The organism is Parablautia muri, assembly GCF_009917485.1.
In the GTDB taxonomy this organism is placed as follows: Bacteria; Bacillota; Clostridia; order Lachnospirales; family Lachnospiraceae; genus Suilimivivens; species Suilimivivens muri.
The window spans coordinates 148864-162526 of the sequence record NZ_QZDT01000001.1; the positions used below are offsets into that span (position 1 = coordinate 148864).

General features: G+C 43.5%; 17 protein-coding genes and 5 pseudogenes. 20 read left to right on the forward strand and 2 right to left on the reverse strand.

Features of this window, described 5'->3' with window-relative positions; genetic code table 11:
* Positions 1 to 217: 217 nt before the first annotated feature.
* The 14 genes and pseudogenes from D5281_RS25300 (at position 218) to D5281_RS26830 (ending at position 7975) form a co-directional block, all read left to right on the forward strand.
* On the forward strand, positions 218 to 736 hold the full coding sequence (locus tag D5281_RS25300; RefSeq protein ID WP_277935090.1) for a MarR family transcriptional regulator: 519 nt from the start codon (positions 218 to 220) through the stop codon (positions 734 to 736).
* A 17-nt stretch (positions 737 to 753) separates the two neighbouring features.
* A complete protein-coding gene (locus D5281_RS00675; RefSeq protein WP_160558465.1) occupies positions 754 to 1290 on the forward strand; it encodes a hypothetical protein in 537 nt (178 codons plus the stop codon).
* Positions 1291 to 1330: 40 nt separating this feature from the next.
* Complete coding sequence (locus tag D5281_RS26825; RefSeq protein ID WP_334296596.1) at positions 1331 to 1657, forward strand: hypothetical protein; 327 nt, start codon at positions 1331 to 1333, stop codon at positions 1655 to 1657.
* Positions 1627 to 1854: a DUF5720 family protein gene (locus D5281_RS26405; protein WP_334296597.1), complete on the forward strand. Its 228-nt coding sequence runs from the start codon at positions 1627 to 1629 to the stop codon at positions 1852 to 1854. The genes D5281_RS26825 and D5281_RS26405 overlap by 31 nt, the downstream gene beginning before the upstream one ends.
* A 205-nt stretch (positions 1855 to 2059) precedes the next feature.
* Complete coding sequence (locus D5281_RS00685; protein WP_160558233.1) at positions 2060 to 2728, forward strand: DUF6577 family protein; 669 nt, start codon at positions 2060 to 2062, stop codon at positions 2726 to 2728.
* A gap of 255 nt (positions 2729 to 2983) precedes the next feature.
* Entirely contained in the window at positions 2984 to 3373 is a 390-nt protein-coding gene (locus D5281_RS00690) for a nucleotidyl transferase AbiEii/AbiGii toxin family protein (RefSeq protein ID WP_160558234.1), read from the forward strand.
* 8 nt (positions 3374 to 3381) lie between these two features.
* Positions 3382 to 3525: a hypothetical protein gene (locus tag D5281_RS00695; protein ID WP_160558235.1), complete on the forward strand. Its 144-nt coding sequence runs from the start codon at positions 3382 to 3384 to the stop codon at positions 3523 to 3525.
* Between the two features lie 374 nt (positions 3526 to 3899).
* Positions 3900 to 4526, forward strand: coding sequence for a DUF6088 family protein (locus tag D5281_RS00700; protein ID WP_160558236.1), 627 nt, complete (start codon positions 3900 to 3902; stop codon positions 4524 to 4526).
* A gap of 388 nt (positions 4527 to 4914) precedes the next feature.
* The gene (locus D5281_RS00705) at positions 4915 to 5463 is read left to right on the forward strand and encodes a DUF3795 domain-containing protein (RefSeq protein WP_160558237.1); all 549 of its coding nucleotides are present in this window, start codon (positions 4915 to 4917) and stop codon (positions 5461 to 5463) included.
* Between the two features lie 84 nt (positions 5464 to 5547).
* A pseudogene (locus D5281_RS00710) lies at positions 5548 to 6029 on the forward strand (VOC family protein).
* 28 nt (positions 6030 to 6057) lie between these two features.
* The gene (locus tag D5281_RS00715; protein ID WP_160558238.1) at positions 6058 to 6432 is read left to right on the forward strand and encodes a DUF3795 domain-containing protein; all 375 of its coding nucleotides are present in this window, start codon (positions 6058 to 6060) and stop codon (positions 6430 to 6432) included.
* Between the two features lie 27 nt (positions 6433 to 6459).
* Positions 6460 to 6792: a DUF3795 domain-containing protein gene (locus tag D5281_RS00720; protein WP_160558239.1), complete on the forward strand. Its 333-nt coding sequence runs from the start codon at positions 6460 to 6462 to the stop codon at positions 6790 to 6792.
* Between the two features lie 81 nt (positions 6793 to 6873).
* Positions 6874 to 7104: pseudogene (locus D5281_RS00725) on the forward strand (pyridoxamine 5'-phosphate oxidase family protein); the annotation flags it as partial.
* A 32-nt stretch (positions 7105 to 7136) separates the two neighbouring features.
* Positions 7137 to 7975: pseudogene (locus D5281_RS26830) on the forward strand (MerR family transcriptional regulator).
* Positions 7976 to 8286: 311 nt separating this feature from the next.
* Here the strand turns inward: D5281_RS26830 and D5281_RS00735 are convergent.
* Both D5281_RS00735 and D5281_RS00740 read right to left on the reverse strand, forming a co-directional pair.
* Positions 8287 to 8754 carry a hypothetical protein gene (locus tag D5281_RS00735; protein ID WP_160558241.1) on the reverse strand — a complete coding sequence of 156 codons (468 nt, stop codon included), beginning with the start codon at positions 8752 to 8754 and terminating at the stop codon, positions 8287 to 8289.
* Positions 8755 to 8873: 119 nt separating this feature from the next.
* Entirely contained in the window at positions 8874 to 9299 is a 426-nt protein-coding gene (locus tag D5281_RS00740; protein ID WP_277935091.1) for a transposon-transfer assisting family protein, read from the reverse strand.
* Between the two features lie 248 nt (positions 9300 to 9547).
* Between D5281_RS00740 and D5281_RS00745 the strand changes: the two are divergent.
* From D5281_RS00745 to D5281_RS00770, 6 genes and pseudogenes are all read left to right on the forward strand, one after another.
* A pseudogene (locus D5281_RS00745) lies at positions 9548 to 9784 on the forward strand (TrmO family methyltransferase domain-containing protein); the annotation flags it as partial.
* A 180-nt stretch (positions 9785 to 9964) separates the two neighbouring features.
* On the forward strand, positions 9965 to 10273 hold the full coding sequence (locus D5281_RS27305; protein WP_330584729.1) for a GNAT family protein: 309 nt from the start codon (positions 9965 to 9967) through the stop codon (positions 10271 to 10273).
* A 42-nt stretch (positions 10274 to 10315) separates the two neighbouring features.
* A pseudogene (locus tag D5281_RS00755) lies at positions 10316 to 11245 on the forward strand (AraC family transcriptional regulator).
* Positions 11246 to 11258: 13 nt separating this feature from the next.
* Positions 11259 to 11687, forward strand: coding sequence for a DUF3788 domain-containing protein (locus D5281_RS00760; RefSeq protein WP_160558242.1), 429 nt, complete (start codon positions 11259 to 11261; stop codon positions 11685 to 11687).
* Positions 11688 to 11843: 156 nt separating this feature from the next.
* Positions 11844 to 12515, forward strand: coding sequence for a response regulator transcription factor (locus D5281_RS00765; protein WP_160558243.1), 672 nt, complete (start codon positions 11844 to 11846; stop codon positions 12513 to 12515).
* Positions 12503 to 13609, forward strand: a complete 1107-nt coding sequence (locus D5281_RS00770; RefSeq protein ID WP_277935092.1) for a HAMP domain-containing sensor histidine kinase — start codon at positions 12503 to 12505, stop codon at positions 13607 to 13609. The genes D5281_RS00765 and D5281_RS00770 overlap by 13 nt, the downstream gene beginning before the upstream one ends.
* Positions 13610 to 13663: the final 54 nt, after the last annotated feature.

Sequence of the window (13663 nt, forward strand, 5' to 3'; positions counted from 1 at the left end):
TGCCCACTGTGGTTGCGACAGAACTGGTCAGCGCCGGTCGCTGCTCCGAAATGGATATCCTGCTGGACCTGTGGATGTCCGCTGTCTACAATGACAGCCAGGTGCAGGGTTCGGAGATTGGCCCGGTGGTCTATTTCGCAACGGCACCGGCTCCCCGCTGGCAACTTACAGTGAAATGGCTGTCCGCTGGGGCATCTCCAAAGCCACAACAGGGCGTGTGCTGAAAAAACTTGCTGACATGGACTATATCTCTTTAATGTCATTCCCCGGAAGAACGGGCAGTGTGCTCTATTTGCACAGCTATCTTTCCACCATGTTCCAGATATCAGATGTCCTTGTTGACAAGGAGGAGGTTGCCATGGTTCTGAAAATCAATCTTACACTGCCGGATGAAATGGATGAAACAGATCCGCAGGCAGATTCCGCTGTTAAAAAGCATGAGATATTCGTTTCAGAGGAATTATCCAGCGTTTCAAAATCGAACATGGAAGCTGTCATCACAAAAATGGCGCAGATCCTTGATGCACAGGGCATTTCCTGTTTTCGGTGCCCGAAATCCATATATAAGTTATATCCTTTATCTGACGCCTGCAGGGAAGAGTATATATCCCACATACAGAAGGGGGCTGTACGGTTCGGGATAACCGTATCCTGTGGGGAGGGTAAGCCGGTCTACACCTTGGAGCTGACGCTCTCTCCCACCGAAAAAGACAGGGAAGGAGGTGCCAGGGCTTGAAAAAGGATCAGGAAGAAATGAACATTGCCGATAACCCGCTGTACCATGATACCTGGAAGCTGCTGAAGAAATACAGGGATGTGGTATGGAGCCTGGAGCTGTCCGTCCAGCAGGTACGGAGCCGGTTTGAGATAGAGTATGGGAGTTCCATCGAGGATTTTCTGGAGTCTGTCTATGTGGCCGGGATAGACCTGTCAGACCGCAGCATTGAGCACCATGCCAAATGCATTGAACGGAGCCACCGGATGCTGAAACTTCTGGATACCTCCATCGATCTGCTCCGTACCAAGCATAAAAACGGGGAGAACTATTACTGGCTGCTGTACTACTCCTTCCTCTCCCCGCAGCAGCTCCGAAATGTGGAGGAGATCATAGAGAAACTGCGCCCCCATATCCGGGATATCAGCTTTCGTACCTATTACCGCAGGAGGCGGGAGGCGATTGACGCACTCAGCTCTATCCTATGGGGGTATACGTCTAAGGACAGTATCGACATTCTGGAGAAGTTCTTTCCGGATGATAAGGATGCAGGGGGAACAGAAATAAGCAGCTAGATGATATTTACAGGCGATCAGGCCGGATTGGAGGAAATATATGATAACATTGACTGAGGATGAAAAGAGGATAGTTTTCGAGCTGGAAGGCTGCCACAGGTATGATGCAGTACAGGAGATTGCTGTGATCTTCCGGTATACCCGTGACCATAATATAAAAGCAACTGCAGAAAATCTGTTAAAGAAACTTCGTGAGCTTTCGGAAGATGACTGCAGGGAGCTGAACTGTGACATTCAGAGAAATTATCACCTGCCCTGGAAAGCAAGGACGGTTGGGGAGATGGTTGCTGTGGCAAGGCAGGAGTCCGCGCCCGGAAACTGGAAGGGCATGACATTATGGCACTGGAACGTTTTGACCCGGAAGTAATGCATATGATAGTGTTTGATGTGCTTTCGGGGGAGTCTCCCGTAGGAGATAAAGGTGAACGGATGAGGCTGTTTCTGACCGAAGCCGGTTATAAAAAAGCGTTGGAAAATCAGGACAGGCCCTTCATCCAGATTTTGAACCATGCAAAAGTGTCACAAGGGCACCTAGGATATGACCGGCTGGATGGAGAACGATAATCTGCAAAATGTTGTAATGTAAGGGATTATTTTTCCAATGGGGAATGAGGGTTCCGGTAAGGAATGCTGAGGTTGCCGCTTTTGTTTCATAGTGCATAATCAAATTGATAATCGGCATGATATAGGAAAGGAAGATAGTAAATATAGGTTTAGCATATCGGCACTTTCAAACAAAAAGTGCCGATATGCTAATGGAGATGATTTTATGATCAATGACAGCGGTATATTTCTGTTAAAAAATAAGGAGCCTTTTGACAGGCAGGAGATTTTTCGGGTTTTAGAAGAACAATACAAAGGGCTGAGCCTGGCGTCTTATAAATTGAAAATGCAGTGCTTGTTGGAATCGGGGAAAATTGCGAGAGTTGGAAGGAATCTGTATTGCATTCCGGATAATCAGGCGCCGGTATATGATTATGAGTATTCGGAGCTTGCAGTAATCATTCAAAAATTGATTTATGAAAGACATCCTTTTTTAGAATACCGGATTTTTGAACTGGTACAGATGAATGAATTTTTATACCACCAGATTGCTCACAATGCAGTCTTTGTGTTTGTTGAGGCAGATCTGGGTGATTTTGTGTTTGAAACATTGAAAGAAAAATTCCCAGGGAAGATTTTATTAAATCCTTCTGTAAAGGAGTATCATCTATATTGGCAGGATGATCTTATCATTATAGGAAAGCTGCCGACAGAAGCGCCAAAAGGAAAGAAAGTGGAATGGCATACCTGTCTTGAAAAAATGCTCGTTGATATGACCGCAGAAAAAGTGATAAAGACAACCTTCAGCGAGGCGGAATATCCAGGTGTACTGGAGCAGGCGTTTCAAAAATATATTATTGATGAAAGCCAGATGTTCCGTTATGCAAAGCGATGACATGTAAAAGATGATATTTTGAAAATTATTCATAGTCAGACAAGAATAAAACTCAGAACGAAGAAATAAATTTATGCTCACAAAAGAAAACTTTAATGAATCTCATATCCGGATGTTACAGAAACAGAGCAAAAAAAATCCTGCGCTTTTAGAAAGGGCAATATTTGCATTTGGCTTATTAGAGGCAATCAGGCGGGTAGAAATGCCGTTTGTTTTTAAGGAGGCACCTGCCTGCTCCTTTTGTTAAAGCATCCTATGAGACTGTCTACGGATATAGATATTATTGTTGCGCCGGATACGGATGTGGATACATATATTTCAAAAGCATCAACGATATTTCCATTTAAACAATGTGAGGAACAGGTACGCATTGGTAAAAACAGCATTGAAAAGAGGCATTTTAAATTTACTTACCAGTCTCCGATCACCGGAAAAGATATCTATATTCTTTTGGATATTTTATTTGCTGAAAACCCTTATACAAAAGTGGTGGACTGTGAAATAAGGAATGATTTATTATTAACCGAGCCAGAATATCTGCTGGTAAAAACGCCGGATATTAACTGTATTCTTGGTAATAAACTGACGGCATTTGAGCCACATACAACAGGGATTCCATTAAATGTAAAAAAGATATGGAAGTGATGAAGCAGATGTATGATGTCGGAACATTGCTGGACGAATTTACAGATTTTGATCTGGTGTATGATACATATTGTAAAGTGGAAGCGGAAGAAATTTCTTATCGGGGGAATGACATAACAGTAGGGGATGCAATTAAGGAGTGTGGATCATAGTACTGTCATACAAGGGACAAAACGCGGCTTGGAAGTATGAAAGGACAGAAATTTATTGCAGACGGCCATGATATAGACGAGTGTAATGATGAAATTGCCAGATTATTTTGGGTGGATGACGGATGAAGATGTTGCCAGATATACATATTGCAATATAGGCCGTTCCAGATTTGGAGGAACTGCCGGGCACGACCAAGACAATAATACTTGATGAACAATGAAAACATATAGATTTATAGACAGCTAAAGATATCCAATCCGTTATCTTCTCTATATAATTTTGCAAAAACATACAGACTATATCTTGACATATCTATTGACCTTTTTGGTAAAAATATAGTAGTGTAGGGAGAGTGGAAGGAGTGGATACTTGTATGCTGAAGGAATATCTGGAAAAAAACTATGGTTTCAACGAACCGATTTTCATTAACGAGATCCGTCTGGATGGATTTAATGACAATGCCCTGCGCCACTATTTCAAACGGATGCTCAAATCAGGCGACCTAGCCCGTTTTGATACGGGGATTTATTATCTCCCCAAAGCGTCACGGCTACTGAAAAAAAGTTATTTAGATCCCATGAAAGTCATTGTACGCAAATATATCCAAAGTACGACAGAAACCTATGGATACTTTGCCGGAGCCACTTTTGCTAATCAGATTGGTCTGACAACTCAGATGCCGGCAACACTGGAGATCGTAACATCAAAAGAATCGACAAAAGGGCGTACTGTTACCGTAGGTTCCCAGACCGTCCGGCTGAAACGGCCTGCTACCAATATAACATCGGAAAATGTCGGCCTGCTCCAGTTTTTGGATGCCGTTTCTCAAGGAGAAAAATATTCCGAGCTTTCTGATTCGGAAACCGGAATTCTTTTGAAAAACTATGCAAAACAACAAAATTACAGTAAGGAGCTTCTTTCCAGTGTGCTGTCCGGTATTACGGGGCCAACGGCAAAAAAACTGATTGAATGGGGAATTATTTATGAATTTACATTATGACCACGAAGCATTTAGCAAGCTTAAAGTTGAGTGATAGTTGGTATATTTTCTCTAGGGCAGGATCAGAAAAACCAGCCAAGCCATTCGTATATCCGTTGAATAGTCAAATACCTACGCTGATGGTGGTCGAGGAATCAAAGAAAGGAGACGGATTGCATTATCATTGATAGTTGCAATGGTGTAAAAGATGATAAAATATCCATTGAACGATTGTTGGTTGAAACCTGCAATCTTATTTTTCTTTCCAGTACTTTTCATTTGACCACTTATACCATTTCGGTTGTGAAATTCCATAAACAATGATATAAATTCCTGTATTTTTGTTTACCAGAGAGGATTCAGTTGTTGCTTGTCAAATCAGGTACAGGCAAGCTGTTTGGGAGGTATCATGAAAGGATTTAACCGACAAAATCAGTTCTTGTCCCTTTGTGGTCTAAATTGTGGACTTTGCCCTATGTTTTTGAACCAAAACTGCCCCGGCTGCGGTGGAGGGGAAGGAAATCAGTCGTGCAGGATCGCAAGGTGCAGCATGGAGCACAGAGGAGTAGAATACTGCTGTCAATGCAGGGAGTACCCATGTGAAAAATATGAGCATATTGATGATTTTGATTCCTTTATTACACATCGCAACCGAAGGGCTGATCTGGAAAAGGTCCGGCAGTTTGGGGCCGAAGCCTACAATACAGAGCAGATGGAAAAGATGAAAATACTGGATATTTTATTGTCCGGCTATAATGGCGGCCGTAAAAAGACCCTTTTTTGCGTTGCGGTAAACCTTTTGAATCTGCAGGAGATTAGGGAGGCGCTCAGGAAAATAGGGAGCAGGCCGGATATGGAAACTCTCACGCTCAAAGAGAAAAGCGCTTTTGCCGCAGGGGTGCTTTCGGAGATTGCATCCCGTAGAAAGGTTGATCTGAAGTTGCACAGGAAAAAGTAATGATCCAGATACAGCGCTATTTGTATCAGAGACAGCTAACAGTAAAAGAGAATTAGAAAAAGTAAAGCGGAAAGGAATCATTCTATGAAGTACACATGTACGGTGATAGCAGTGGCCGACATGAACGCCGCAAAAAATTTTATGAGGATTTGTTTGGACTGGAAGTATTTCAGGACTACGGACGGAATATCGCTTTTACCTGCGGCCTGGCATTGCAGCAGGATTTTGACTGGCTTGTGAATCTGCCCAAAGAAAAGGTATTAAAAAAATCCAACAATGCGGAAATCGTCTTTGAGGAACAGGACTTTGACGGATTTCTGTGCAGGCTGATAGAATACCCGGATATTGAATATCTGGGAGAAGTAATCGAACATAGCTGTAGCCAGCGGGTGATTCGTTTTTATGATCTGGACGGGCATATCATAGAGGTCGGTGAGGATATGAAAATGGTGATAAAGCGTTTTCTTGCTTCCGGCATGACGATGGAGGAGAACTCTGTGAAAATGGACGCCTCCGTGGAGGACTTAACGAAACTTCTGGATAGTGAATGCATGGCGGGCCAATAAACAAATCGAGAGTTGAGGAAGGGAAAGAATGAAACGAGAATTAGGAATTGCAAGGTGTGGGCTTGCCTGTTGCCTGTGTTCAGAAAATGAAAAATGCAATGGCTGCTATTCGGATAACTGTCCTGATTACACCCAATGCGAAAACAGAAAATGTTCCATGGAAAAGGAACTTCCAGGCTGTTATGCCTGTGAAATGGATTGTAAAAGAGGGTTGCTGAACAAAATCAAGCCATATGGATTTACATTATTTATAAAAAGATATGGGATAGAAAATCTTCTTGACTGCCTTGAAGAAAATGAAAAGAGAGGAATCCTGTATCATCGTAAAGGGATTATTGGCGATTATGATGATTTTGACGATGTGGAAAAGCTGATAGAATTTATTAAGATGGGGAAACGCTAAATTAGGATTTTTAGGAGGTACATAACCATGAGAAATATGATTGCATACTGTGGGCTGGATTGTGGGAAATGCGATGCATATCTCGCAACAATCAATGACGACCAGGCGTTGCGTGAGAAAACTGCAAAACTATGGGCCGAGTTAAATAATGCCTCCATTCTGCCTGAACATATCAATTGTGAAGGATGTCGCGTTGATGGAGCGAAAACTGTATTCTGCGATAGTCTTTGCGGAATTCGTCAGTGTGCATTGAAAAAAGATGCGGAAACATGTGGTGACTGCCCAGACATGGAAAGCTGTCAGACTGTTGGAGAGATCATCTCAAACAACCCGGACGCCCTAAAAAATCTGAGGGGATAGACTGCATATCCGTTTGACAACTTACGGCTTGTAAGAACTTTAAACAGGGGGGAAACCATGCTTCAGAGGGAGAATGATTTCATGAAACAATTTAGTCGCGAAGCAGAACAGATCATGATGGAACGTTTCGGGAAAGATACCATTATCTCGTTGGCAAGAACGGAAAACGCAACGCTTTATGCGCGATATGTAAATGCCTATTACGAAAATGGTTCATTTTATATCATTACTCATGCACTTTCGAATAAAATAAAACAGATAAAAGCGAATCCTGTTGTAGCAATCACCGGCGAGTGGTTTACAGCACATGGGACAAGGTATGACATGGAGTAGGTAGCAAAACAATGTTTCGGATAGGAGAGTTTTCAAAGCTGACGCAGTTATCTGTTCGTATGCTCCGCTATTATGATGAGACAGGCATCCTGACGCCGGCAGAGGTTGACAAGTGGACGGGACACCGGCTGTATTCGGTGGATCAAATACCGCGCCTGAATAAAATCCTGTATTTGCGGGACAGTGGACTGAATGTTTCAGAAATTGCGCTTGCTCTGACGTTGGACGAGCAATCACTTTTCGGACATCTCGACAAAAAGCGCATGGAGATAGAAAATGCAATACAGGCCGAATAGGAAAAACTGCGGAAAATCGAATTTGCAAAAAGTGAAATATAGGATGGCAAAGGAGAGCTGCACTATAACATTTCCATTAAGCCAATCTCTGGGTATCAGGTGCTGTCATTGCGGAGGGTTGTACCAGACTACTATTCCGAGGGCGACTTATGGAAAGAACTCTCTGCTTTTACGAGGGCGCAAAAAACAGAAATAACGGGCAGTACATTTTCTATTTATCACGATACAGAATTTCGGGAGACAGATGTTGATATTGAACTGTGAGCTCCAGTAAAGAAAATGGGAAATGCAAATGACCCATTTTGTTTCCGTATGACAGAACAGTCCCGCATATGGCCTGCACAATGGTCTATGGCGATTTTGCAAATATAAAAGGAGCTTATCTTGCCTTTGCCGAATGGCTGCAGAAAAACAGTGAATACAAAATATTTGACCCGATGCGTCAAATCGTGCATAGAGGCCCGTGGAATGAGAAGAACCCTGAAAAGTATTTGATTGAGCTTCAAATACCACTGGAACACCATACCCATATAGAATTTGAAATGCCCCGCTAAAAAAGCAGGGCATTTTTCCCTCTTGTATCTCACTTACGCTGTTTTCCGCTATCTCCTTAACCCTTTTTGTTATTTGTTCCTCGGCTATCCGCTTGAATACCGTTTCCATTTTTTCAGTGCCTACATAGTGGCTTTCCACGATAATTTTTGTGGGTGGGTGCTGTCGGGTGGCTCTATGCTGTGCCTTGCTGTCTTTGCTCATAAATCTGCTCCTTTACAATAAAATAGAGCGCATAGATTTTTCTATACGCTCTGACGCTGTGTTACTTATTTAGTTGTGATTGTGGTAATAGTTGACAGTTATCTAATATTTAACCTAACTCCTTAAATTCCCCCTCCTGAATAGAAATTTCAAAATCAAATTTTGTGTTCTCGCCCGCAACTATCTTAATTCTATTGTTTCCACTTTCTACATTCAAAGTGCTTTGAATAGGCTCTGACATTTCGGTGTCACATTCAGCAATGATTGAAACATCTCCCTTTGGATTTATCAATACCAGTTTCATCTTTCCAGAGAAGACATTTATTGTGTATGTTATATCTAAAGATTTATCTTCCTCTGCGTCAAAAACCCATATGGTGTCCATACCCTCCATTTTTTCAACGCTTGCCGTAAAATGTCCGTCCTCTGCTGTCTGTTCATAATTATTAAGGTTATATGAATTTGTATTACTTGCTATTTTTATATCGTTGTCATATATGGCAACCATTGGATTTGCACAACCTGTCATTAAACAAACAGCAATCATTCCTGCACCAAGCATTTTTTTGATTTTCATAATGTACCTCCATAAGCTACGATTTATTCAATTAAGATACTACCACAATCACACCTATATTTCTATCGCATTTTCATTAAATTTCTTCCTCCCTCCGCTTAATCTTGCCTTGTTGCCTGTTATGCTGTCGGCTCTCGTTCTGAAGCTATCTGCTTTGTATTGCTGTCTTTTACCTGCGGAAGAATAGCGGACAGACTGGCGCACGTTTCCGCTTTGTCCTGCTCCCCAAACTGATAGATTAAGTTGATTTCATCAGCGTTAAAAGGTATCTGAAAATTTGTGCCCTCACATAAACGCTCCACGCCCACGCACTTAGGGATATTCCTTGTCAGTTCGCAATTATCCCTCACTGTGATTGTTCCATGACTGTCGGTCTGCCTTACCTCGACTTCGCACTGGCTTTTCTGCTCCAAAACAAGCCATTGGTAATTATCGCTTTCTTTGGTAAATACACTCTGATGCGCATTGGAGTGTGTCTTGCTACGGATATATTTGTCGGTGATGCTGTAATAGTCTAAAATCTGCTGTTCCTGCTTTTTATTCATGGTCTTTGCCCTCCTGTGATATTGATTGATATGATTGATTGGTTTCGGTACTGATAAATGATTTTCTTACGTTAATTGTTGGGAGATTGGATTGCGGAATATCATGGTTGGGTATTTCTCCGCTTGTGGGAATAGGGGGTTATTTCTTACGGTAATTACCGCATGAAAAAAGACTATAACCGTCATAGTCTTTTAAGGATTGAGGAAGTCCCTTTATTAGTTGTATTTGTTTTGTCACCCCTCCGCACTATCCAATACCTGTTGCATTAACAGCGTCCGAAATAACCAACATTGATTTCACCAACGGCATGATTCGTGTTGTGTTCATTGACGCGGATGACAATACGCCTGTGCTGGACATCAAGCCCTATACACCGAGTTTTGACAGGGTTGAAACGCCCGGTGTTCCCGCATGGTGCAGCGAATGGCCGAAAAGCACAGAAGCATCCGGCCGTTTTGATTGGGGACAAGTGTTTAACTTTTAAAGGGGTGACAGCTCTATTTATCAGTATTGGGGCAAACGCTCCGGGAAAAGTGACTTAAACCCGGAATTACTTATCCAAAAGCAAGAGAAACCTACGAAAAGTTTTCATTGGGATATTATCCATAAACAGGATCATAAAGTTATTGGCGATATGTAGGTATATCTCATTGAAAATGACCGCATGGCAAAAGTGGCATTTCGCCTTTCATCTGCCTGCCAGGGCAAACGGCTTATGACAGAAGCGCTGGTGAGAGCAGTTACCTTCTGCTTTGAAGAAACGGAATTACAGCGTTTATGGGCTGATGCTCACATACAAAATATTGCATCCTATAAAACTTTGGAAAAGGCAGGCTTCAAGCGTGAGGGGCTTATCCGTGGAGGTAAAATGGTAAACACATACTGCGATTACTATTTGTATGGTATGATTAAGGCTGATTATATTGAAATTTCCCAATCAAAAAGCGCATTGCGTGATAAGCCTGGCAAATAATAAAATGATATGATTTGATCATCAACTTAAGGAGGTGCCGCAATGCACGCATATGAAGCAATCGAACAATCCCTGACTTTTATCGAGGAACATCTGACAAAAGAAATTTCAGCGGAAAAACTGGCAAATACTGTCGGTCTGTTCTCCTTTTATTTTCAGCGATTATTCAAAAGGCTGGTAAACAAACCGGTTCAGGAATATGTGAAGCTACGCCGTTTGGCAAAGGTTATTGAAAATCTAAAAAATACCGACCAGAGGATTCTTGACGTTGCCCTGGACTATGGCTTTTCAAGCCACGGCAATTTTACACGGGTTTTCAAGGAAACGTATGGGATTACGCCTGAAATCTACAGGAGGGATTTGCCAATGCTCAATACATTCGCCAGGCCGGAAGTTTCCATGAATTATGTTTTAGTAGACGAGGGGGTTCCACTGGTGGCAGGAAATATCGTCCTGGAAATCCAGAGAAGGACATTGGAAAAACCGGAAATTTACCTTGGCCTGGAAACAGAAGTCCGTATCTCCGAACAAATGCCGGCTGATGAAAGCACAGGTGTAGATGTAACAGGACAGCTTTGGAAACGTTATCACATGGAGAAGGCTTCCATCGCAGCCAATCTAAATACTGCTGTAGAAATGGGAATGTCCCATGGGGAAAGTATTGCACAAAACCTTTTCACTTATTTTGCAGGCGGCCTGGTTCAAAATATTCCGGACCGGCTGCAGGATGGTTTTGTTAAGAGAGAACTCCCGGCAGGAGAATAGATCGTTTGCAGAAACGAAGCAGAAAATTTTGAGGATTTGGTAACGGTTGCTTTAGATCAGGCCGGCAAATACCTTTTTAGTATCTGGCTGCCCCACCACAATTTAACCACGGAGCCTCTTTCGGCAGAAAAATATTACCGTGACCTGGATGGGATGGCCTGTATGGAAATTTGGGTCAAGCCCCTGCCGCTGAAAAATAAAGGCTAAGGAGGAATTCAGAATGGATTGGAATACGCTATATTCAAAGGAAAAATCTCCTTCAATAGAGCAAGTCACAGAATACATTAACAATTCTTTATGGACAGATTTTAATAACCGTATTCAGTCCACCTATCGGACCAGGCCCTGGATGGAACACAGCCGTTGTTCTATGCAGGCAGGCTGGAATATTAAGTATAAAAAAGGCGGAAAGTCTCTTTGTACACTCTATCCGATGCAGGGCTATTTTATTGTTCTCGTGGTTGTAGGAAGTCGTGAATTTACGGAGGCAGAGTTTCTTATGCCGCAATGTTCCGACTATGTACAGACAGTATTCAAAAACACAAAAACCGGAAATGGACAGAAATGGTTGATGCTGGATGTGCGGGATAGAGAAATTATGGATGATGTATTTCGCCTTATCAATCTCAGAAAGCGTATACCATCATAGCAGGAATATGAAAGTTGCAGAGCCGTTTTATGACAAACTGTGGGAATAAGGTCATTATACATTCCCTATCTCTTTGCACACAAAAAGTCCGAGTATTCCGACTAAAAAGTGTTTCTATATGATATAATAAAAAAATCTTTGTGGAAGGTGGAACGTATGAAAAGGAAATTATTGATTGTGGATGATGAGCAGGGAATTGTGGATATGATGAGAAGTTATTTTTCCGAAGAGTATGATGTTTTGACCGCTTATAATGGGAAGGAAGCAATTCAAAAAGCACAGATGCAGCCGGATCTGATTCTGCTGGATATCAATATGCCCGGTATGGACGGCCTTTCCGTCTGTCGAAACATACGAAACCATGTGACTTGTCCGATTCTTTTCCTGACAGCTCGCGTAACATCCGCAGACCAGATTGCGGGGTTTCAGGCAGGCGGGGATGACTATATTGTAAAGCCCTTTGATCTGGACGAACTGGATGCAAGAGTTGCCGCTCATCTGCGGAGGGAGCAGAGGCGGCAGAACGTTTCTGCGGTAAAGTTTTTTGGAGAGCTTGCCATCGACTATACGGCCCGCACCGTGACGGTAAACGGGGAGCCGGTGGCATTTTCCAGGCGGGAGTTTGATATCCTGGAGCTGCTTTCGCTGCATACAGGGCAGGTGTTTGACCGGGAGCGCATTTATGAGAGCGTGTGGGGGATTGACGGGGAGGGCAGCAGCGATGTGGTTATGGAGCATGTCCGGAAAATTCGGGCAAAGCTGGCAGCCCATACATTTACCGCTTATATCGAAACAGTCTGGGGGTGCGGATACCGATGGAACGGCTGAAAAATATGGGGCTGAAGCGGTGTTTTTTTCTGCTGTCCGTCTTCTGCCTGGTGACTGCGCTTCTGCTTACACTGGGAGTGTATCTGTTATGCGGAAGAATTGCAGAGAGGTATCCCCAGGGAGGGATTGCCATTGATTCCGATGGCACGGTTACAGAGCTGGCCGGGCCGGATCGGGAACAGATGCAGATTCTGGAGCTGCTGGACGGCGTCCGGCTGCTTTCGGCGGTACTGCTTCCGGCAGGCGGACTGGGCTTTGCCGGGATTCTGTTTTATCGTCTGAAGCTGAAAGTCCCCATTGAAATTTTGAAAATGGGAACCGGGCGCATCCGAAACCATGACCTGGACTTTTCCATGCCGGAGGCATCGGCAGATGAACTGGGACAGATCTGTTCCGCATTTGAGATGATGAGAAAAGAGCTTTTGGAAACAAACCGAAAGCTTTGGCAGCAGGCGGAGGAACGCAAAAGGCTCAATGCGGCCTTTGCCCATGACCTGCGCAATCCGGTGACGGTTCTGAAGGGAAGCGTGAAGCTGATGAAAGGGGGAAGGGCGGATGAACATACGCTGGAGAGGATGGAACGCTATGTGCTGAGGGTGGAACAGTATGTGGAGGCTATGAGCAGCATCCAGAGGCTGGAACAGATACAGGTGCGGCTTTGTGACACAGACGGTTCTGCCCTTCTGGAAGAACTGCAAGAGACTGCGCATCTGCTTGCGCCCGGACTTGATCTCATACTGCCCGTACCGGATCTGGGGATCGTCAGGATAGATCATGGAATCTTTTTGACCGTGGCAGAAAACCTGATCGGAAATGCGGCGCGTTTTGCCTGTCGGAAACTGGAGGTTCGCCTTACACTGACCGGACATATGCTGTGTCTTATGGTTGCAGATGACGGACCCGGCTTTCCGCCTGAACTGGTGAAGAACGGACCGAAACCCTTTGGGAAAATAGAGGAAAATGCAGAGCATTTTGGTATGGGGCTGTACAGCAGCAACCTTTTGTGCCTGAAACACGGCGGAAAACTCTGTCTGGATAACAGACCGGAAGGCGGCGGGGCGGCTGCGGCGTTTTTTAAAACTATCAAATCTTGAGCGTTTCTTGAGATTTGTCCATTACACTCTTTTTACAGCATAAAGCATGCATAC